This window comes from Amycolatopsis sp. WQ 127309, assembly GCF_023023025.1.
Lineage (GTDB): Bacteria > Actinomycetota > Actinomycetes > Mycobacteriales > Pseudonocardiaceae > Amycolatopsis.
Genome location: NZ_CP095481.1, coordinates 8216264 through 8234844, shown reverse-complemented (window position 1 = coordinate 8234844; position 18581 = coordinate 8216264). Strand labels below are relative to the sequence as shown.

At 71.4% G+C, this 18581-nt stretch carries 18 protein-coding genes; 8 read left to right on the top strand and 10 right to left on the bottom strand.

Features of this window, described 5'->3' with window-relative positions:
- Nucleotides 1-29 precede the first annotated feature (29 nt).
- A complete protein-coding gene (locus tag MUY22_RS36505; protein ID WP_247051728.1) occupies nucleotides 30-3155 on the top strand; it encodes a GH92 family glycosyl hydrolase in 3126 nt (1041 codons plus the stop codon).
- Nucleotides 3152-5245: an FUSC family protein gene (locus MUY22_RS36500; protein ID WP_247051727.1), complete on the top strand. Its 2094-nt coding sequence runs from the start codon at nucleotides 3152-3154 to the stop codon at nucleotides 5243-5245. Before MUY22_RS36505 ends, MUY22_RS36500 begins: the two co-directional genes overlap by 4 nt.
- A 25-nt stretch (nucleotides 5246-5270) precedes the next feature.
- On the opposite strand, the gene MUY22_RS36495 is transcribed toward MUY22_RS36500, so the two are convergent.
- Both MUY22_RS36495 and MUY22_RS36490 read right to left on the bottom strand, forming a co-directional pair.
- The gene (locus tag MUY22_RS36495; protein WP_247051726.1) at nucleotides 5271-5639 is read right to left on the bottom strand and encodes a VOC family protein; all 369 of its coding nucleotides are present in this window, start codon (nucleotides 5637-5639) and stop codon (nucleotides 5271-5273) included.
- Nucleotides 5639-6040, bottom strand: a complete 402-nt coding sequence (locus MUY22_RS36490; protein ID WP_247051725.1) for a nuclear transport factor 2 family protein — start codon at nucleotides 6038-6040, stop codon at nucleotides 5639-5641. Before MUY22_RS36490 ends, MUY22_RS36495 begins: the two co-directional genes overlap by 1 nt.
- Before the next feature lie 105 nt (nucleotides 6041-6145).
- Between MUY22_RS36490 and MUY22_RS36485 the strand changes: the two genes are divergently transcribed.
- Both MUY22_RS36485 and MUY22_RS36480 read left to right on the top strand, forming a co-directional pair.
- Complete coding sequence (locus MUY22_RS36485; RefSeq protein ID WP_247051724.1) at nucleotides 6146-6604, top strand: MarR family winged helix-turn-helix transcriptional regulator; 459 nt, start codon at nucleotides 6146-6148, stop codon at nucleotides 6602-6604.
- An 87-nt stretch (nucleotides 6605-6691) separates the two neighbouring features.
- Nucleotides 6692-7672 carry a malate dehydrogenase gene (locus MUY22_RS36480; protein WP_247051723.1) on the top strand — a complete coding sequence of 327 codons (981 nt, stop codon included), beginning with the start codon at nucleotides 6692-6694 and terminating at the stop codon, nucleotides 7670-7672.
- 57 nt (nucleotides 7673-7729) lie between these two features.
- Here MUY22_RS36480 and MUY22_RS36475 read toward each other — a convergent pair whose 3' ends face one another.
- On the bottom strand, nucleotides 7730-8593 hold the full coding sequence (locus tag MUY22_RS36475) for a virginiamycin B lyase (protein WP_247051722.1): 864 nt from the start codon (nucleotides 8591-8593) through the stop codon (nucleotides 7730-7732).
- Between the two features lie 98 nt (nucleotides 8594-8691).
- Between MUY22_RS36475 and MUY22_RS36470 the strand changes: the two genes are divergently transcribed.
- The gene (locus MUY22_RS36470; RefSeq protein ID WP_247051721.1) at nucleotides 8692-9285 is read left to right on the top strand and encodes a ClpP family protease; all 594 of its coding nucleotides are present in this window, start codon (nucleotides 8692-8694) and stop codon (nucleotides 9283-9285) included.
- Nucleotides 9286-9419: 134 nt separating this feature from the next.
- On the opposite strand, the gene MUY22_RS36465 is transcribed toward MUY22_RS36470, so the two are convergent.
- From MUY22_RS36465 to MUY22_RS36450, 4 genes are all read right to left on the bottom strand, one after another.
- Nucleotides 9420-11474: a M3 family metallopeptidase gene (locus MUY22_RS36465; RefSeq protein WP_247051720.1), complete on the bottom strand. Its 2055-nt coding sequence runs from the start codon at nucleotides 11472-11474 to the stop codon at nucleotides 9420-9422.
- 95 nt (nucleotides 11475-11569) lie between these two features.
- On the bottom strand, nucleotides 11570-12289 hold the full coding sequence (locus tag MUY22_RS36460; protein ID WP_247051719.1) for a histidine phosphatase family protein: 720 nt from the start codon (nucleotides 12287-12289) through the stop codon (nucleotides 11570-11572).
- Nucleotides 12290-12348: 59 nt separating this feature from the next.
- Nucleotides 12349-13191, bottom strand: coding sequence for an undecaprenyl-diphosphate phosphatase (locus MUY22_RS36455; protein ID WP_247051718.1), 843 nt, complete (start codon nucleotides 13189-13191; stop codon nucleotides 12349-12351).
- Nucleotide 13192: 1 nt separating this feature from the next.
- Nucleotides 13193-14230 (bottom strand): LLM class F420-dependent oxidoreductase, encoded by a 1038-nt coding sequence (locus MUY22_RS36450; protein ID WP_247051717.1) that lies wholly within the window; start codon nucleotides 14228-14230, stop codon nucleotides 13193-13195.
- An 87-nt stretch (nucleotides 14231-14317) separates the two neighbouring features.
- Between MUY22_RS36450 and MUY22_RS36445 the strand changes: the two genes are divergently transcribed.
- The 3 genes from MUY22_RS36445 (at nucleotide 14318) to MUY22_RS36435 (ending at nucleotide 16633) form a co-directional block, all read left to right on the top strand.
- Nucleotides 14318-15286: an aldo/keto reductase gene (locus MUY22_RS36445; RefSeq protein WP_247051716.1), complete on the top strand. Its 969-nt coding sequence runs from the start codon at nucleotides 14318-14320 to the stop codon at nucleotides 15284-15286.
- 118 nt (nucleotides 15287-15404) lie between these two features.
- Nucleotides 15405-16412 (top strand): hypothetical protein, encoded by a 1008-nt coding sequence (locus tag MUY22_RS36440; RefSeq protein WP_247051715.1) that lies wholly within the window; start codon nucleotides 15405-15407, stop codon nucleotides 16410-16412.
- On the top strand, nucleotides 16409-16633 hold the full coding sequence (locus tag MUY22_RS36435) for a DUF5703 family protein (RefSeq protein ID WP_247051714.1): 225 nt from the start codon (nucleotides 16409-16411) through the stop codon (nucleotides 16631-16633). Before MUY22_RS36440 ends, MUY22_RS36435 begins: the two co-directional genes overlap by 4 nt.
- Nucleotides 16634-16676: 43 nt before the next feature.
- Here MUY22_RS36435 and MUY22_RS36430 read toward each other — a convergent pair whose 3' ends face one another.
- Genes MUY22_RS36430 through MUY22_RS36420 form a run of 3 tightly spaced genes read right to left on the bottom strand, consistent with a single transcriptional unit; the run spans nucleotide 16677 to nucleotide 18553 of the window.
- On the bottom strand, nucleotides 16677-17174 hold the full coding sequence (locus MUY22_RS36430; protein WP_247051713.1) for a DUF2975 domain-containing protein: 498 nt from the start codon (nucleotides 17172-17174) through the stop codon (nucleotides 16677-16679).
- 31 nt (nucleotides 17175-17205) lie between these two features.
- A complete protein-coding gene (locus tag MUY22_RS36425; protein WP_247051712.1) occupies nucleotides 17206-17952 on the bottom strand; it encodes an SRPBCC domain-containing protein in 747 nt (248 codons plus the stop codon).
- 1 nt (nucleotide 17953) lies between these two features.
- Entirely contained in the window at nucleotides 17954-18553 is a 600-nt protein-coding gene (locus MUY22_RS36420) for a helix-turn-helix domain-containing protein (protein ID WP_247051711.1), read from the bottom strand.
- Between the last annotated feature and the right edge of the window lie 28 nt (nucleotides 18554-18581).

Sequence of the window (18581 nt, the reverse complement as noted above, 5' to 3'; positions counted from 1 at the left end):
CTACGCCGTTCGGCCGATACGGTGGGCACATGTCCGACGCCGTGTTCTTCTCCTCTTTCGAAACCGGTGACCCGCAGCCGGTGGACCCCGCGCTGCGGGTCGATCGTGGGCCGGACCGGTCCCCCACGGCCAAGACCGGCGTCGGCTTCACCGGGGCCCACGCCCTGCGCTACACCGCGCGTCCCCGGGGTGTCCTGTTCGAGCTCGACGCACCCGTCACCGACCGCACCGAGCTGTCCTATGTGGTCTTCCCGCGGTCCGACGGGGAGATCCCGGCCTACCACGCGACCTGGGTCAGCCTCGACGTCGAGTTCGCCGACGGCACGTCGGCCGGGTTCGACCCCGTGGACGACAAGACGCTGTGGGTGGACCAGTGGAACCCCGTCCGCCGCGCGCTCGGCGCGTTCGCCGGGCGCCGGATCGCCCGGATCGTGCTGCGGACCGCGTCCCCCGAAGGCGAGATCACCGGCTGGCTCGACGACGTCCGGATCACCGAGCGGGAGGACGCGCCGCGCGAGCCCGCCGACCTCGTCCGCACCACCCGCGGCACGCACTCCAGCGGCGACTACTCCCGCGGCAACAACTTCCCCGCGACGGCGGTGCCGCACGGGTTCAACTTCTGGACCCCGGTCACCGACGCCGGCGTCACCAACTGGATCTACTCCTACCACCGCCACAACGACGAGCAGAACCGTCCCGCGCTGCAGGCGTTCGCGCTGAGCCACCAGCCGAGCCCGTGGATGGGCGACCGGCACACCTTCCACATCATGCCCGGCACCGGCCCGGTCGAGCCGGACCGCCGCAAGCGCGCGCTCGCCTTCTCCCACGACGACGAGACCGACTCGCCGCACCACTACGGCGTCCGGTTCGCCAACGGCATGACCGCCGATCTCGCACCGGCCGACCACGCGGCGATCCTGCGGTGCACCTTCCCCGACAAGCACGGCTGGCTGCTGTTCGACAACGTCGGCCACCGCGGTGGCCTGCGGCTGAACGCCGACACCGGCGTCGTCACCGGCCACACCTGGGTCCGCAGCCGCCTCTCGGCCGGCGCGCGCCGGATGTTCGTCTACGCCCAGACCGACGCCCCCGCCACCCGCGGCACCAAGTACCGCCGGCCCTGGCGGCGCGTCTCGGGCTACTTCGAGTTCGACGGCCCCGAGGTGACGCTGCGGATCGCGACGTCGCTGATCAGCCTCGCCCAGGCCAAACGCAACCTCGAACTCGAGATCCCCGCCGGGACGACGTTCGAGCAGGTCCGGGCGCAGGCGCGGGAGCGGTGGCAGGAGCAGCTCGGCCGGATCGAGGTCGAAGGCGCCACCGACGACCAGCGCACCACGCTCTACTCGAACCTCTACCGGCTGTTCCTGTACCCGAACAGCGCGCACGAGAACACGCCCAAGGGGATCCGGCACGCGAGCCCGGTCGTGCCCCGGCGGTGGCCGAGCACCCGCAAGCGCACCGGCGCGAAGGTCGTGGACGGCGAGATGTTCGTCAACAACGGCTTCTGGGACACCTACCGCACCACCTGGCCCGCGTACGCGCTGCTCACCCCGGCCCACTGCGGAAGGATGATCGACGGGTTCGTCCAGCAGTACCGCGAAGGCGGCTGGATCTCCCGGTGGTCGTCCCCGGGGTACGCCGACCTGATGACCGGCACCAGCTCGGACGTCGCGTTCGCCGACGCCTACCTCAAGGGCGTCCGCGGCTTCGACGTCGAGGCCGCCTTCGACGCCGGCCTGAAGAACGCCACCGTCACCCCGCCGCACCGCTCGGTCGGCCGCAAGGGCCTCGACCGGTCCATCTTCCTCGGCTACACGCCGACGTCCGTCCACGAAGGACTCTCCTGGGCCCTGGAAGGCTGTATCAACGACTTCGGCCTCGCCAACCTCTCGACGGCACTTTCACGTGAAAGTGACGGGCCGCGCGCCCGGATGTATGCCGACTACGCCACCTACTTCCGCGAGCGCGCGCAGCACTACGTCCACCACTTCGACCCGAAGATCGGCTTCTTCCAGGGCCGCAAGCGCGACGGCGGCCGCAAATTCGCCCCCGAGGGCTACGACCCGGCCGCGTGGGGCGGCGACTTCGTCGAGACCAACGCCTGGAACACCGCCTTCACCGCCCCCCACGACGGCCCCGGCCTCGCCGCCCTGCACGGCGGCAACGCCGGCCTCGAAGCCAAGCTCGACACCTTCTTCGCCACCCCCGAAACCGGGCAGCGACCCGGCGCGTACGGCGGCCTCATCCACGAGATGACCGAAGCCCGTGACGTCCGGATGGGCCAGTACGGCCACTCCAACCAGCCCTCACACCACATCCCCTACACCTACAACCACGCCGGCGCACCCGCGAAGACCCAGCGCGTCGTGCGCGAGGTGCTGCGCCGGCTCTACCTCGGCAGCGAGCTCGGCCAGGGCTACCCCGGCGACGAGGACAACGGCGAGATGTCCGCCTGGTACCTCTTCAGCGCCCTCGGCTTCTACCCGCTGGCCGTCGGCAGCCCGCGCTACGCGATCGGCTCGCCGCTGTTCGAGAAGGCGACCGTGCACCTCGGCGACGGCAAGAAGCTCGTCGTCCACGCACCCGGCAACACCGACGACACGGTCTACGTCCGCGGCCTCACCGTCGACGGCGCCCCGCACGACGCCACCACGATCTCCCACGCCACCCTCGCCGGCGGCGCCGAACTCGTCTTCGACCTCACCACCGAACCGACGACCTGGGGCGCCCCGCCGCCGCCCGCCGAACAGCCGGCCCCGGTCACCGACCTCACCGGCACCGCGACCAGCTCCGACGGCACCCGCACGCTGGGCGCGCTGTTCGACGACACCACCGGCACCCAGGTCACCTTCCGCGGCGCCGAGCCGGTCGTCGAGTTCACCGTCACCGGCGACCCCCGCGAGGTCACGATGTACACGCTCACCTCCGGCACCCGCCGCGGCGACCCCAGCGCCTGGACCCTCGAAGGCTCCGACGACGGCACCGACTGGACGACACTCGACGAACGCACCGGCGAACTGTTCCGCTGGCGCCGCCAGACCCGCCCGTTCGTCCTCGCCACCCCGGCCGCGCACGCGCGCTACCGGCTGCGGATCACCGCCACCCGCGGCCGCCGGGCCGCCCTCGCCCAGTGGGAGCTGCTCGCCCGATGAACCACCTCCGCACCGCCGCGCTCGACCGGTTCGCGGCGGCCGACCCCGGCCTGGTCCGGCTGCGCCTGGCCGGCTCCGCGGTCCTCGGCATCATCCTGGCCGTCGGGGCGCTGCTGCCGGCGCACCTGCCGCTGACGGTGATGCTGGTCGGCGCGATCGCGGCGATGATGACGGCGTTCACGGTCAACGACGCCACCCCCGGCGGCCAGGCCGGCACCCTGGCCCTCGCGTTCCTCACCGGCGCCGCGTCGATCACCGTCGCCAGCCTCGGCTCGGTCCTGCCGCCGCTCGACACGATCGTCTTCGTCCTGCTGATCTTCGTCGCCGTCTACGCCCAGCGCTTCGGCCCCCGCGGCACCGCGCTCGGCTCCATCGGGTTCTTCCTGTTCTTCTTCCCGATGTTCCTGCAGACCCACCTCAAGCAGGTCCCGCAGCTGCTGCTCGCGCTCGCTGTCGGCGTGCTGGCCAACACCGTCGTCCGGTTCGTGCTGCTGCGCCGCAACCCCGAGGCCGAGTTCCTCCGGGTCCGCCGCGCCTTCCGCGCCCGGCTCGCCGCCGTCGTCCGCGCCACCGAGGCCCACCTCGCGGTCAACGGCAGCGAACGCACCCGCAAGCAGCTGCGCAGCTCCATCAGCCGGCTCCACGAGTGCGTCCTGCTCATCGAGGACGCCGCCCCCGACGTCGTCGACGCCCGCGCCACCGACCGGCTCCGCCGCCGCGCCATCGAGGTCGAGCTCGCCGTCCAGTGGCTCGCCAGCACCGTGCAGCGCACCTGCTCCGACGAGCTCACCGCCGAAGTCCGCGACGACCTCATCGCCCGGCTCGCCCGCTTCCGCGCCCTGATGGAACGCGACCCGCGCGAACTGCCGCTGATCAGCCAGACCGGCGAGTACAGCCGCATGCTCGTCGAAGGCAGCCGGATCGACGAACACGCCGCGCCCGGCGACGGCGTCCGCAAGGCCCTGGCCGAACTGGCCCTGGCCGACGACCGAGCCCAGCGCGCCGCCGACCCGGAGACCTCGACCGACCCGCTCGACGCCGAAACCGACGACGACGAGCCGACGCGGAAGTTCGCCTACGACAACCAGACCCGCAGCGCCATCCAGGCCGTCGTCGGCGGCGGGCTCGCCGTGCTCGGCGGCGAACTCGTCTCCCACCAGCGCTGGTACTGGGCCGTGCTCACGGTGTTCGTGGTCTTCATCGGCGCCTCCAGCGCCGGCGCCACCTTCGTCAAAGGCGTCCGCCGCCTCGGCGGCACCCTGATCGGCATCTTCGGCGGCGTCCTGCTCGCCCTGCTGGTCGCCGGCAGCACCCCGGCCACCCTCGCCCTGATCCTGGTCTGCGTGTTCGGGATGGTCTACACCGCACGCGTCTCGCAGGTGGTGATGGCGTTCTTCGTCACCAGCATGCTGGGCCTGCTCTACAGCCTGCTCGGCACGTTCAGCTTCGCGGTGCTCTGGATCCGCGTCGCCGAGACCGCCGTCGGCGCCGCCGCCGGGATCCTCGCCGCGGTCGTCATCGTCCCGGTGCGCACCCGCTCGGTCATGCTCGACAACATCACCGAAGTCCTCGACGAACTCACCGAGTTCCTCGAACACGCCGAGGGCCTGCTCGCCGGCGAGGAGAACGTCAACATCATCGAGCTCTCCCGCGACCTCGACCGCGCCGTCGAGCAGGTCCGCACCACGATCGAACCCCTCACCCACCCGGTCAACCTGCGCAGCGCCCGCCGCGACTACGGCTGGCACGTGCTCACCACGCTGGAGACCATCGCCTTCCGCGCCCGGCACGTCGCCGCTCGCGCCCAGCCCGGCCAGCTCGCCGGCGGCGACGTCGACCGGCTCCGGCTGTTCACCGGCCGGCTGCTCGCCAACATCGACGTCCTCCGCAAAGCCCTCGACTCACCGGGCGGCCCCACCCCCGGCACGCTCGTGCGCGACGACGGCACCCCGGTCTCCGACCGCGTCGAGCAGGCCGAGACCCGGGCTGTCCTCTCCAGCCTCAGCCACCTCGACGAAGGCCTCGTCTCCCTCGGCCGCGTCTTCCACGTCGAAGCCACCGATCCCCGGGTCCCGGCGAAACGACCGTGACCAGCGTGCTCGGACCGCGCCGCCCTCAGGCCCGCGTGAGCAGCTCCAGGTTGTGCCCGTCCGGGTCGGCGAAGTAGACGCCCCGGCCCCCGAGCTCGTGGTTGATCTCGTCCGGCACCCGGTGGAACGGGTCGGCCCAGAACGGCGTCCCCGCCGCCCGCAGCCGAGCCAGCGCCGCGTCGAACTCCTCGTCGCCGACCAGGAACGCGTAGTGCTGACCCTGCACCGCGCCCTCGGCCGTCGCGAAGTCCAGCGTGACGCCGTTCGCCAGCCGCAGCTGCCGGAACGGCCCCGCCACCGGCCCCACCGGCAGGCCGAGGATCCCGGCCAGGAAGGCCGCCGACGCCTCCCGGTCCGACGCCCACACGATCGTGTGGGCCAGCTCCACGCCCATCACGCGGCTCCCGGCGTGAACGGCAGCGGGCCGCCGATCGCGCTGAGGTGGATCCCGGCCAGCCGCCAGCCGCCGTCCTCGCGCACCAGGACGTGCGTGGCGCGGAACTTCCCGTCCGCGGGCGCGCCCTTGAACGACGCGGTCTGCTCGTGGACGCCGATGGCGATCGCCGTGTCCCCGAACTCACGCACCTCGACGTCACGCCAGTCGAGGGACTTCGTGACCAGCTCGCCGGTGCGGTAGCGCGCCAGCCACTGCGGCCCGTCCAGGACGAACCCGACCGGGCCGACCAGCCGGAAGCCGCCGGCGACCAATGCGCCGAGCGCCTCGGTGTCGCCCCGCACCTCGGCCTCCGCCCACCGGCGTCCCACCGCCCTGACCTGCTCTTCGGTGCTGCTCATGATCGCGCTCCCCACCAGTCGGTGACTTGACGAAGCAAACGTTAGAAGTCTAACCATTCGATGTCAAACGCTTAGACCTCTCCACATCTGCGCTACGGTCCCCCCGTGCCACCACCCACCACCGCCCCCATCGGCGTCGTCCTCGCCCGCACCGCCAAAACCGCCAGCCGCGCCTTCGACCACGCCCTCACCGCCGCCGGCAGCTCCCAGCCCATCTGGCAGATCCTCATCTCCCTCAAAACCACCCCCGTCGCCAACCAGCGCGAACTCGCCGACGCCGTCGGCATCCAAGGCGCCACCCTCACCCACCACCTCAACGGCATGGAAACCACCGGCCTCGTCACCCGCCGCCGCGACCCCGACAACCGCCGCATCCACGTCGTCGAACTCACCGACCACGGCGAACAGCTCTTCCACCAGCTCGCCACCGCCGCCATCGCCCACGACAAACGCCTCCGCGCCGGCTTCACCGACGACGAGATCACCACCCTCGCGACCCTCCTGCACCGCCTCGCCGCCAACCTCACCGACGAACCCACCCCCGAACCGATCCGGCGAGAGTGACTGGACGCACCCGGACGGCGACCACGGAGAGGGATAGGCTCCGAGGCACAAGCCAAAGTCGTCTCGATTTCAAGCTGGAGTAGCGCTATGACCCAAGCCCCCGTCAACGTGACCGTCACCGGCGCCGCCGGCCAGATCGGCTACGCGCTGCTCTTCCGCATCGCGTCCGGTCAGCTCCTCGGCCAGGACGTCCCGGTGAAGCTGCGGCTCCTCGAGATCCCGCAGGCGGTCAAGGCGGCCGAGGGCACCGCGATGGAACTCGACGACGGCGCCTTCCCGCTCCTCGCCGGCATCGACATCTTCGACGACCCCAAGCAGGCCTTCGAAGGCACCAACATCGCCCTCCTCGTCGGCGCCCGCCCCCGCAGCAAGGGCATGGAGCGCGGCGACCTCCTCGAAGCCAACGGCGGCATCTTCAAGCCCCAGGGCGAAGCCATCAACGCCGGCGCCGCCTCCGACATCAAGGTCCTCGTCGTCGGCAACCCCGCCAACACCAACGCCCTCATCGCCCAGTCCCACGCCCCCGACGTGCCGGCCGACCGCTTCACCGCGATGACCCGCCTCGACCACAACCGCGCCCTCGCCCAGCTCTCCAAGAAGCTCGGCGTCTCCGTCACCGACATCAAGAAGCTCGCCATCTGGGGCAACCACTCCGCCACCCAGTACCCCTCGGTCCAGCACGCCGAGGTCAACGGCAAGACCGTCGACCTCGACCAGGCCTGGCTCGAGAGCGACTTCATCCCCACCGTCGCCAAGCGCGGCGCGGCGATCATCGAGGCCCGCGGCCTCTCCTCGGCCGCCTCGGCCGCGTCCGCCGCCATCGACCACGTGTACACCTGGGTCAACGGCACCAACGACGGCGACTGGACCTCCGCCGCCGTCGTCTCCGACGGCTCCTACGACGTCCCCGAAGGCATCATCTCGTCGTTCCCGGTCACCGCCACGGGCGGCGAGTACCAGATCGTCCAGGGCCTCGAGATCGACGACTTCTCCCGCGCCCGCATCGACGCCTCCGTCGCGGAGCTCGTCGAAGAGCGCGACACCGTGCAGAAGCTCGGCCTCATCTGAGCCTGCTCCTCGTAGCGAAAGGGCCGCCGTCCGATGTGGACGGCGGCCCTTTCCGCGTCAGTACGAGATCCGCGCCAGCTTCCCGATCTCCAGCGCCGTCCACAGTGCACCGTCCGGCCCCACCGCGATCCCGTGCGGCTCCGACCCCGGCGTCGGCAGCTCCACCTCGGTGATCACACCGTCCACCGTGATCCGCCCGATCCGGTTACCACCCCACACCGTGAACCAGCAGGCCCCATCCGGGCCCGCCACGATCGCGTGCGGCCGCGACCCGCGATCCGGCAACGGGAACCCGGCGACCTCCCCGCCGGTGGAGATCCGCCCGATCTGACCCGCCCCGATCTCCACGAACCACAACGCGCCGTCCGGCCCCGCCGTGATCCCCACCGGCGCGGCCGCCTCCGTCGGCAACGGGTACACCGAAACCTCACCGGACATCGTGATCCGCCCGATCGCGTTCGCCTGGTTCAGGGTGACCCACAACGCCCCGTCGGAACCCGCGACGATCATGGACGGGAACGCACCCGAAACCGGCAGCGGAAACTCCGTCACCTCACCCTCGACGGTGATCCGGCCGACCCGATCGGCGTTGATCTCGGTGAACCACAGGGCCCCATCGGGACCCGCCGCGATCCCGTACGGCGTCGGCACCTCGAACGACGAAACCTCACCGCCGGTCGTGATCCGCCCGATCCGATTCCCCTGGTACTCCGTGAACCACAACGCGCCGTCCGGCCCCGGCGTGATCACCGTCGGCCCGGTCGTCGCCGGGTCCAGCTGATAGGTCGTCACCTCATACGCGGTGCTCATGCGGCCGATCTGCCCACTGTGGACCAGCGTGAACCACAACCCGCCATCCGGCCCGGCCACGACCCCGTACGGCCCCTGGCCCGGCACCGCGAACTCCTCGATCGACGCCATCACGCACCCCCATCCCCGGTGATCGCCCGGAGCGAAACTCGCACGCCCACAGCGAACGACGATCACCACCACACCCCCAGCACCCTACGGTCGGGCCCATGACCCTCCTCGCCGTACCCGACATGCAGACACCCGGCCAGTCCTTCACCGACTCCGTCAACGAACAGCTCCTGCGCGACCGCATCGTCTTCCTCGGCACCGAAGTCACCGACGACGTCGCCAACCGGATCGTCGCCCAGCTGCTCCTGCTCGCCGCCGACGACCCCGAAAAGGACATCACCTTCTACATCAACTCACCCGGCGGCTCCGTCACCGCCGGCATGGCCATCTACGACACCATGCAGCTCGTCAAACCCGACGTCTCCACCTGGGGCCTCGGCTTCGTCGCGTCCATGGGCCAGTTCCTGCTGACCTCCGGCACCCCCGGCAAGCGCTACCTGCTGCCCAACACCCGGATCGTCATGCACCAGCCCTCGGCCGGCATCAGCGGCGCCGCCACGGACATCGCCATCCAGGCCGAGGTGTTCGGCAAGATGAAGCTCCGCATGGCCGAGCTCACCGCGCAGCAGACCGGCCAGAGCGTCGAGCGGATCACCGCCGACGCCGACCGCGACCGCTGGTTCGACGCCGGCGAAGCACTGGCGTACGGGTTCATCGACCACATCGTCACCCGCGAACAGGCGACGGCCTGACTTTCCTGGTCTGTGCTGGTTTTGTAGGAGTTGCAGGACTACTAATTTTCTTCAAATCAGCCCCGCGGTATAGGGCGTTATACACTTAGAGATGCTGCTGGACCCGGATGGTGGTCCGGGTCCAGCAGGGTTGGTCAGACGCCGTTGATGCCGCGGCGGATGAGCAGGGGTTCGATCTCGGGGTCGCGGCCGCGGAAGGCGCGGAAGGCGTCCATCGGGTCGACGCTGCCCCCCTTCCCCAGCAGGGTGCGGCGGAAGTGGTCGCCGTTCTCGCGGGTCAGGCCGCCGCTCTCGCGGAACCACTGGACGGTGTCGGCGTCGAGGACTTCGCTCCAGATGTAGGAGTAGTACCCGGCGCTGTAGCCGCCGCTGAAGACGTGCGCGAAGTAGGTGGTGCGGTAGCGCGGCGGGACGCTTTCGAGCGCCACACCGGCCTTCACGAGGGCGGCGGTCTCGAACCGCTGCACCTCCCCCACGTGGTCGTCGACGCCGAGGCCGTGCCAGGCCTGGTCGAGCAGGGACGCCGCGAGGTATTCGGTGGTGGAGAAGCCTTCGCCGTACTGCTGGGCGGCGAGGAGCTTCTCGACCTGCTCGGCGGGCAGCGGCTCACCGGTCACGTGGTGCTTGGCGTAGTGGGCCAGGACCTCCGGCCACAGCATCCACATCTCGTTGACCTGCGACGGGTACTCGACGAAGTCGCGCGGCACGTTGGTGCCGGAGAACGTCGGGTAGCGCACCGCCGAGAGCAGCGCGTGGAGCGCGTGCCCGAACTCGTGGAACGCGGTGACGACCTCGTCGAAGGTCAGCAGGGTGGGCTCCCCCGCCGGCGGCTTGTTGACGTTGAGCACGTTCACCACGACCGTGCGCTCGCCGAGCAGGTCGGACTGGTCGACGAAGGTGTTCATCCAGGCGCCGCCGCGCTTGGCGTCGCGGGTGTAGAGGTCGAGCAGGTACAGCCCCAGCGCGGTGCCGTCGGTGTCGAAGACCTCGAAGGTGCGGACCTCCGGGTGGTAGACGGGCAGGTCGTGACGCTCGGTGAAGGTCAGGCCGTACAGCTTGCTGGCGGCGAAGAAGACGCCGTCCAGGTACACCCGGTCGGCCTCGAAGTACGGCCGAAGGCCCTCGGTGTCGACGTCGAAGCGCTCACGGCGGACCTGCGCGGCGTAGTACGGCCAGTCCGACGGCCGCAGCTTCGCGCCCGGGACGTCGGCCTCCAGCAGCTTCTGCAGCTCCGCGGCTTCGGTGCGGGCGTTCGCGACGGCGGCCGGGGCGAGGCGCTCGAGCAGCCCGGCGGCCGCCTCGGCGGTCTTCGCCGTCTCGTCCGCGATGACGTACGCGGCGTGGTTCGGATAGCCCAGCAGCGCGGCGCGTTCGGCGCGCAGGTGCGCGATCTCGGCGACGACGGCGTTGTTGTCCTGGTCGTTGCCCTGGTTGCCGCGCGCCATCGACGCGGTGTGGATCCGCGCGCGGACGTCACGGTCGCTGAGCGTCTCCAGCGGCGACGCCTGGCTGGTCGGCAGCGTCAGGTTGATGACGTACTTGCCGGTCTCCCCGCGGGAAGCAGCGGCTTCGGCCGCGGTGGCGATCGCGCTGTCACCGAAGCCGGCCAGCTCGGCGCGGTCGCCGATGACGACGGCCAGCTCGTTGGTGTCCTTGAGCAGGTTCTGCTGGAACTTGGTCTGCAGCGTCGAGAGCTGCCCGTTGAGCTCGCGCAGGCGGGCCTGCTCGGCCTCGCCGAGCCCGGCGCCGGCGCGGCTGAAGTCGGTGTGCCGGCGTTCCAGCAGCCGCAGCGACTCCTCGTCCAGCCCCAGCTCTTCACGCTGGGCGTGGAGCGCGTCGATCCGGGCGAACAGCCGCGGGTTGAGGTGGATCGCGTCGTGGTGGGCGGCCAGCTTCGGCGCGAACTCCGCCTGGATGGCCTGGATCTCGTCGGTGCTGTTGGAGCCGGCCAGGTTGTAGAAGACGCTCGCCACGCGGCCGAGCAGCTCCCCGGCGCGTTCGAGGGCTTCGACGGTGTTCTCGAACGTCGGCTCGGCGTCCTGCGCCGCGAGCTGCTCGATCTCGGCGGCGTGCTCGGCCAGGCCCGCCTCGAACGCGGGCCGGTAGTGCTCGTCGGAAATCCGGTCGAAGGGCGGCAGGGCGTAGGGCAGCTCGCTGGGTGCGGCGAACGGATTGTCCGGCGAAATCATCTCGGGGCAGGCTCCTGGTCGGGGAAAACACTCGGTCCCGCCACCCTACGTGCTCCGCCGGGAGCGATGTCAGCGCTTTCCGTAGGTGGCCGGGGTCACCGGCCGGTGGTACCGCCGACGACCGCGTCGCTGCTCGAGGTGTCCTTCGCGGCCTTTTTGCCCCGTTTCGCCGGTTTGGGCGCGGGCGGCACGATGCCGCGGAAGTCACCGCTGTGGTCGTTGACCCGCAGGACGAACGGCCGGGTCTCGGTGTAGCGCACGACCGAGATCGACGACGGGTCGACGACGATCCGCTGGAAGGCGTCGAGGTGCTGGCCGAGGGCGTCGGCGATGAGGGACTTGATCACGTCGCCGTGGCTGCACAGCAACCAGACGGCGTGGTCGCCGTGCTCGGCGGCGATCCGGCGGTCGTGGGCCCGGACGGCGGCCACCGAGCGGGCCTGCATCTGGGCGAGCCCCTCACCGCCGGGAAACACCGCGGCGGAGGCGTGCGCCTGCACGACGCGCCAGAGCGGTTCCTTGGCCAGGTGCTTGAGCTCCTTGCCGGTCCAGTCGCCGTAGTCCACTTCGGACAGCCCGGGCTCGACGGTCTTCCCGATCCCCCGCGCCGCCAGCAGCGGCGCGACGGTCTGCTTGCACCGCAGCATCGGCGACACGACGACGCCGGCCAGCGGGACGCCGTCGAGGCGTTCGACGAGCTTCTCCGCCTGGACCCGGCCCGTGTCGTCGAGGTTCACCTTCGGGGACCGCCCGGCCAGGATGCCGGATCCGTTGGCCGTCGACTTGCCGTGCCTGACCAGAATGACCGTACTCACAGGACCCACCCTACGTTGCCGCCGATCATCCTCCCGGCTGCTGGGCGGCAACGCGGGGATCAGGAGCCGACCGGGCCCGCGTTCGGGTCCAGGGCGCCGGTGAAGATCAGCACGAACAGCAGTACGCCCAGGATCAGGCGGTAGATCACGAACGGCACGAAGCTGCGCTTCTTGATGTAGGCCATCAGCCAGGCGATCACCAGGTAGCCGACGCCGAAGGCGACCAGGGTGGCCAGGATCGTCGGGCCCCACTGGGCCGGCACGCCGCCCGAGCCGATGTCCTTGAGCTTGTACACCCCCGAACCGAACACCGCGGGCAGCGCCAGCAGGAACGAGTACTCCGCCGCCTCGGCGCGGGTGTAGCCCATCAGCAGGCCCGCGCTGGTCGTGCCGCCCGAGCGGGAGACGCCGGGGATGAGCGCCAGCGCCTGGGCGAACCCGAACCCGAGGCCGTGCGGCACGGTCAGGTCGTCCAGGCCGCGCTCCTGCTTCCCGATCCGGTCGGCGACCAGCAGGATCAGGCCGAACACGATGAGCACGGTCGCGGTGATCCGCAGGTCGCGGAACGCGCTGTCGATGGCGTCCTGCAGCAGCAGGCCGAGCACCACGATCGGCAGCGAGCCGACGATGATCAGCCAGCCCAGCCGGGCGTCCGGGTCCCGGCGCCAGTCCGGTTTGTACAGCGAGAAGAACCAGGCCTGCAGGATCTTCCCGATCTTCTTGCCGAAGTAGAGGATCACCGCGAGCTCGGTGCCGATCTGGGTGACGGCGGTGAACGCCGCGCCCGGGTCGTCCCAGCCGACGAGCGCCGCGACGATCCGCAGGTGCGCGCTCGAGGAGATCGGCAGGAACTCCGTCAACCCCTGGACCAGGCCCAGGACGAGCGATTCGAACCATCCCACGTCAGGCCACCCCCGCCAGCTCGAGCGCCTCGACGGCCGTGCGCAGGGCGGCCCCCGGGTCGGGGCTGAACGACGACACCGACAGGGTCGTCACGCCGGCTTCGGCGAATTGGGTCATCTTCTCCGCGATCCGTTCCTTGGGACCCAGCAGCGACGTCGCGTCGAGGAACTCCAGCGGCACCGCCGCCTTCGCCCCCGCCTGGTCGCGGGCCAGGTACTTCTCCTGCACTTCGGCCGCCTCGGCCTCGAAGCCCATCCGGGCCGCCAGCTGGTTGTAGAAGTTCTTCTCCCGGCTGCCCATGCCGCCGAGGTAGAGCGCCGCGTACCCGCGGACGGCGTCCGCGCAGGCCCGCCAGTCGTCGCCGACGACCAGGGGCACGGTCGGGGCGACGTCGAAGCCGTCCATCGAGCGCCCGGCCGCTTGGGCACCGGCCCGGATCTGCGCCAGCTGCTCGCCCGCGTGGGCGGGCGAGAAGAACACCGGCAGCCAGCCGTCGGCGATCTCGCCGGTCAGCGCCAGGTTCTTCGGCCCGATCGCCGCCAGGTACAGCGGGATGTGCTTGCGCGCCGGGCGGACGGTCAGCCGCAGCGCCTTGCCGGGGCCGTCCGGCAGCGGGAGCGTGAAGTGCTCGCCCTCGAACTTCAGCCGCTCGCGGCGCAGCGCACTGCGCACGATCCCGACGTACTCCCGGGTGCGGCCCAGCGGCGACGCGAACCGCACGCCGTGCCAGCCCTCGGACACCTGCGGGCCCGAGACGCCGAGGCCGAGCCGGAACCGGCCGCCCGAGAGCGTGTCCAGGGTCGCGGCGGTCATCGCGGTCATCGCCGGGGTCCGCGCCGGGATCTGCAGCACCGCGGCGCCGACGTCGATCCGCGACGTCTGCGCCGCGATCCAGGAAAGCACCGTCACGGCGTCCGAACCGTAGGCCTCCGCCGCCCACACGACGGCGTAGCCGAGTTCGTCCGCTTGTTTCGCCAGGGCCAGGTTCGCGGGGTCGTTCCCCGCTCCCCAGTAGCCGAGATTCAGTCCGAGTCGCACGGGGCCAGACCCTAACGGGGGCCCTTGTGGGCGACACGACTCACCTTGGTCAGGTCCGGCCGGGGCGGCCCACTAGGCTCGGCGGTCGTGGAAAAGCGACAGCTGGGCCGCTCGGGACTGCGGGTCTCGCGGATGGCGCTCGGCACCATGACCTGGGGTGGCGACACCGACGCGGAGGAAGCGGCGAGCCAGCTGGTCGCCTTCGTCGATGCCGGCGGCACCCTGGTGGACACCGCCGACATCTACGGCGAAGGCGAAGCCGAACGGGTGCTCGGCTCACTTCTGGGTGATCTCGTGCCGCGCGACGACATCGTCCTCGCGACGAAGGCCGTCGCCCGGCGCACCGACGGCCCGTTCGGCGGCGGCGCCTCCCGCGGCGCGCTGCTCTCGGCGCTCGACGGCTCGCTGAAACGCCTCGGCACCGACCACGTCGACCTGTGGCAGCTGCACGCCTGGGACCCGACGGTGCCGGTCGCCGAGACCCTCGCCGCCCTCGAGTACGCCGTCAACAGCGGCAAGGCCCGCTACGTCGGCGTGTCCAACTACTCCGGCTGGCAGCTGGCGACGGCCGCCGCCGGGACCGCCGCGGTCGCGCCGCTCGTCTCCACCCAGGTCGAGTACTCGCTGCTGGAACGCGGGGTGGACCGCGAGGTCGTGCCCGCCGCCGAGCACCACGGCATCGGCCTGCTGCCCTGGGCACCGCTCGGGCGCGGGGTGCTGACCGGCAAGTACCGCAGCGGCACGCCGGCCGACTCCCGCGGCGCCTCCAGCGTGTTCGCCGGGTACGTCGAGCACCACCGCACCGACCGCGCCGCCCGGATCGTGCAGGCGGTCGCGACCGCCGCCGACGGGCTCGGCACGTCACCGCTCGCGGTGGCGCTGGCCTGGGTCCGCGACCGGCCCGGCGTGGTCGCCCCGGTCGTCGGCGCCCGCGACACCGGCCAGCTCACCGGCTCCCTCACGGCGGAGAGCATCACCCTCCCGCCCGCGATCCGGTCGGCGCTCGACGACGTCAGCGCGATCGAGGCCGGCTACCCGGAGCGGTGGCCCCGGTGATCGACACGGTGATCGACACCACGGCAGGTGTCTGTTGGGTGACATGCACGTGACGGCAAGACGATCGTGGAGGATGCTGGTGAAGACCGCCCGTCGAGGGACATCTGGAGGCACCAACGTGCGTCGGCTCACCGCCGCGTCGCGGATCGCGATCCCGCTCGCCGGTGTCCTGGTGCTCGCAGGCTGCTCCTCGGCCAAGTCGGACAGCGACGACCTGCAGATCGTCGCGAACCCGGTGGCCGCGCAGCCGGCCGTCTCCCCCGCTGTCACCGTGAAGCCCGCCGGGCAGGTCCTGCCCGGCGCCGCCGTCTCCGCGGTGGCCGTGTCGGGATCGACGCTGGTCGTCGCTCTTGCTCAGCAGCCGTCTTTGCAGCTCTACGACCTGAATGCGCTCGAGTCACCGCCGGTGAATATGCCGTTATACGGCACAGCTTCGCGGTTGACTGTGGCGCCCGGCCGGGTGGAGATCGCGGAGCCGGGTCAGGGTGTGGTGCAGCAGCTGACGTTGCCGGACCGGAAGCTCACGGAGACGAAGACGGGCGGGCAGCCGGCGTCGAGCATCGCCTACGGCGCCGATCGGCTGGTCGCGATGGGGGCGGCGAAGGACATCCAGGTGCTGCCCGCGAGCGGTCCGGCGCGGACGATCGGCGGGCAGATCTACAGCGCCGACGACGTCCTGGCGGCCGGTGACGGTGTCGTGGTGCTGGATCGCCTGCGCACGGCCGTGTTCTCCGTGGACGTCGCCGGCGGCAAGATCAACGAGGGGCTGCGGGCGGGTGACGGCGCCGCCAACGCCGTCGCGGACTCCTACGGCCGGATCCTGGTGACCGACGCGCGGGCGGGCGCGCTGATCGCGTTCTCGGCGTCGCCGCTGATCATGCGGCAGCGGTACCCGGTGCCGGGTGGCGCGTACGGGATCGCTTACGACGCCAAGCGAAGCCTCGCCTGGGTGACGCTGACGGCACGCAACGAAGTGGTCGGGTTCGACGTCCGAGGCGGTGAGCCGGTCGAGAAGTACCGGTTCCCCACCGTGCGCCAGCCGGACTCGGTGGGGGTCGAGGACCAGAGCGGCCGGGTGATCATCGGCTCCGCCGCCGGAGAAGGGACCCAGGTGATCCAGCCATGACGACGGTCAGCGAGGCGGTGGTCGAAGGGGATTGGGAGTACCGCCGCCTGCACCTGCCCCCGGGTGTGTCCCGGCGTGCGGCGGCGATCCAGCTCTCCATCCACGCGGAGTTCGCCGGCTGGGAACTGCGGAACGTGCGGCTCTACGCCGACGGCACCCGCAAGGTCTGGCTGCGCCGCAAGAAGACGGGCGAGACCCTGCCCGGCGGCCTGCCCACCTGATCGACCAGCGCCGACCGGCCCGGGTGGACGCCGCCCCGGGCCGTCAGACCACGCCGTCGAGCTCGGTGCGCAGGCCGATCGCCTTGACCAGCAGGTGCCGGCCCGCGAACAGGAGCAGCACCGCCGCCGTGCCCGCCACGACCGCCGCGGCCGTGCCGAGCCAGAGGCCGATGACCTCCATGCCGTCCGTGGGTGACGGGATGTCGGCGACGGTCACGTAGGCGAAGACCGCGGCGGTGACCACGGTCGCGGCCGCCGTCGCGCCGACCACGACGTTCGCCCCGGTGAGGGCCGACGGCTGGAACACCGTGCCCCGGCTCGCCCGGCGCAGCAGCATCCCGAGGCCGACGAGTGCTAGCTGGCCGCACGCCACGAACGCGATCGCCGCGGCCACCAGGGGAACCCGGATCGGCGCGTAGGGCGGGAACAGCTCGACTTGGTCGGCCGCGCTCGTCGGGATCACGACGAGCTGGGCGTACAGGCCGACGAGGAACGCGCCGGCGACGACGGTTTGCAGCGAGGCGACGAGTAAGCGAGGCATGTATCGATAGTCGATGCGTACCGCTCGATTGTCAATCGAACACGCGGGCCAGCCAGTCGCCCCAGGTGTTTTCTTCGACCTCGCCGTCCGCGCCGGGTGTGAAAACGTGGTGGGCCGCGACCACCGGACCGCGGAAGCCCCGCATGAACCGGATCATCGCGTCGGGCGTGCGGATGCCGACGGCCTGGTCGTCGGCCACGTAGACGACCCCCTCGACCGGCGTGCGGCCGTCGAGCTCCAGGCGCACCCGGTCCCCTTCGGCGATCCGGGCCGGAAGCCCCAGCGCGGCACCGAGTTTCGCCCAGGCTTCGGTCCAGTCCGGGATCGGCGGCCCGAACGCCGTGACCGGGACCGCGACGCGGCCGGCGAAGTGCGTGACGTACTCGACCAGCGTGCGCAGGAACAGCGCCCGGCCCGACGTCATCGCCTCGAACTCGTCCTCCCAGTCGTCGCCCGGCAGGAAGCCGCTCGTGACGCACCGGATCACCGAGCTGCCGCCTTCGCGCCCCTCGATGAGGAACTCGTAGGCGATGTGCCGGCCGTCGGGCGCGGTGCCGGTGCCGTAGACCAGCCGCTCGAGCGGCTCCCACTCGCGGATCCCGCACTCGGACCGGTAGCCGCCGAAGGCGCCGCGGACCACACCGCCGGTGCCGCCCTCGACCTCGTTGCGGCCCATGAACCACGAGTCGATGCCCGGGCCGGTGGCGATGGCCGCCCACAGCTGTTCCGGCGTCGCGTCGACGTCGGCGACGTCGGTCCGTTCGAAGTCGTGGCCCACGTCAGGACTCCTCCCCCGGCGTCGCCGGCACGCTCGGGTGCACGGCGACGATCACCCGGTGCTTGCGGCCCTTCTCGGCCGTCTCGTCGTGGTACTTCCCCACCAGCGTGGTGACCGCCGTCGCCAGCTCCTCGGCGAACGCGGCCCGGTCGGCCGCCGAGGCGAACCGCACCTCGCCGTCGAGCGCGAAGGTGGCGACCCGCTGGTTCGCCTTGGCCGAGCCGGTGATGAGCACGCCGACGTCACGCACCAGCCGGCCGGCCACCGCCAGCAGCCAGCGGGCCGAGAGCCGGTCCGGCGACCGGGCCGGGTCCGGCTGCACCGCGGCCAGGGCCGCCGGCGAGATGACGTACGAGGACGCCGTGGCCCGCATCATCCGCTCGGTGACGTTGCCCTTCCGGCGCTCCTCGACCAGCTCCACCAGGCCGTGCGCCTCCAGCGCCCGCAGGTGGTAGTTGACCTTCTGCCGCGGCAGGTCGACCCGCCCGGCCAGCATCGTCGCGGACGCCGGTTCCGCCAGCTCGGCCAGGAGCCGGGCCCGGATGGGGTCCAGCGACACCTCGGCCGCCGCCGGATCTTCGATCACCGCCACGGAGAACATGCGCCCAGCATCGTGCCGAACAGAAGAG

Excerpts from the sequence above, each read along its gene's own strand:
- MUY22_RS36505 (WP_247051728.1), top strand. The coding sequence starts at position 30 with ATGTCCGACGCCGTGTTCTTCTCCTCTTTCGAAACCGGTGACCCGCAG.
- MUY22_RS36465 (WP_247051720.1), bottom strand. The coding sequence starts at position 11,474 with ATGATTTCGCCGGACAATCCGTTCGCCGCACCCAGCGAGCTGCCCTAC.
- MUY22_RS36470 (WP_247051721.1), top strand. The coding sequence starts at position 8,692 with ATGACCCTCCTCGCCGTACCCGACATGCAGACACCCGGCCAGTCCTTC.
- MUY22_RS36500 (WP_247051727.1), top strand. The coding sequence starts at position 3,152 with ATGAACCACCTCCGCACCGCCGCGCTCGACCGGTTCGCGGCGGCCGAC.
- MUY22_RS36420 (WP_247051711.1), bottom strand. The coding sequence starts at position 18,553 with ATGTTCTCCGTGGCGGTGATCGAAGATCCGGCGGCGGCCGAGGTGTCG.
- MUY22_RS36490 (WP_247051725.1), bottom strand. The coding sequence starts at position 6,040 with ATGAGCAGCACCGAAGAGCAGGTCAGGGCGGTGGGACGCCGGTGGGCG.
- MUY22_RS36430 (WP_247051713.1), bottom strand. The coding sequence starts at position 17,174 with ATGCCTCGCTTACTCGTCGCCTCGCTGCAAACCGTCGTCGCCGGCGCG.
- MUY22_RS36475 (WP_247051722.1), bottom strand. The coding sequence starts at position 8,593 with ATGGCGTCGATCGAGGAGTTCGCGGTGCCGGGCCAGGGGCCGTACGGG.
- MUY22_RS36495 (WP_247051726.1), bottom strand. The coding sequence starts at position 5,639 with ATGGGCGTGGAGCTGGCCCACACGATCGTGTGGGCGTCGGACCGGGAG.
- MUY22_RS36435 (WP_247051714.1), top strand. The coding sequence starts at position 16,409 with ATGACGACGGTCAGCGAGGCGGTGGTCGAAGGGGATTGGGAGTACCGC.
- MUY22_RS36480 (WP_247051723.1), top strand. The coding sequence starts at position 6,692 with ATGACCCAAGCCCCCGTCAACGTGACCGTCACCGGCGCCGCCGGCCAG.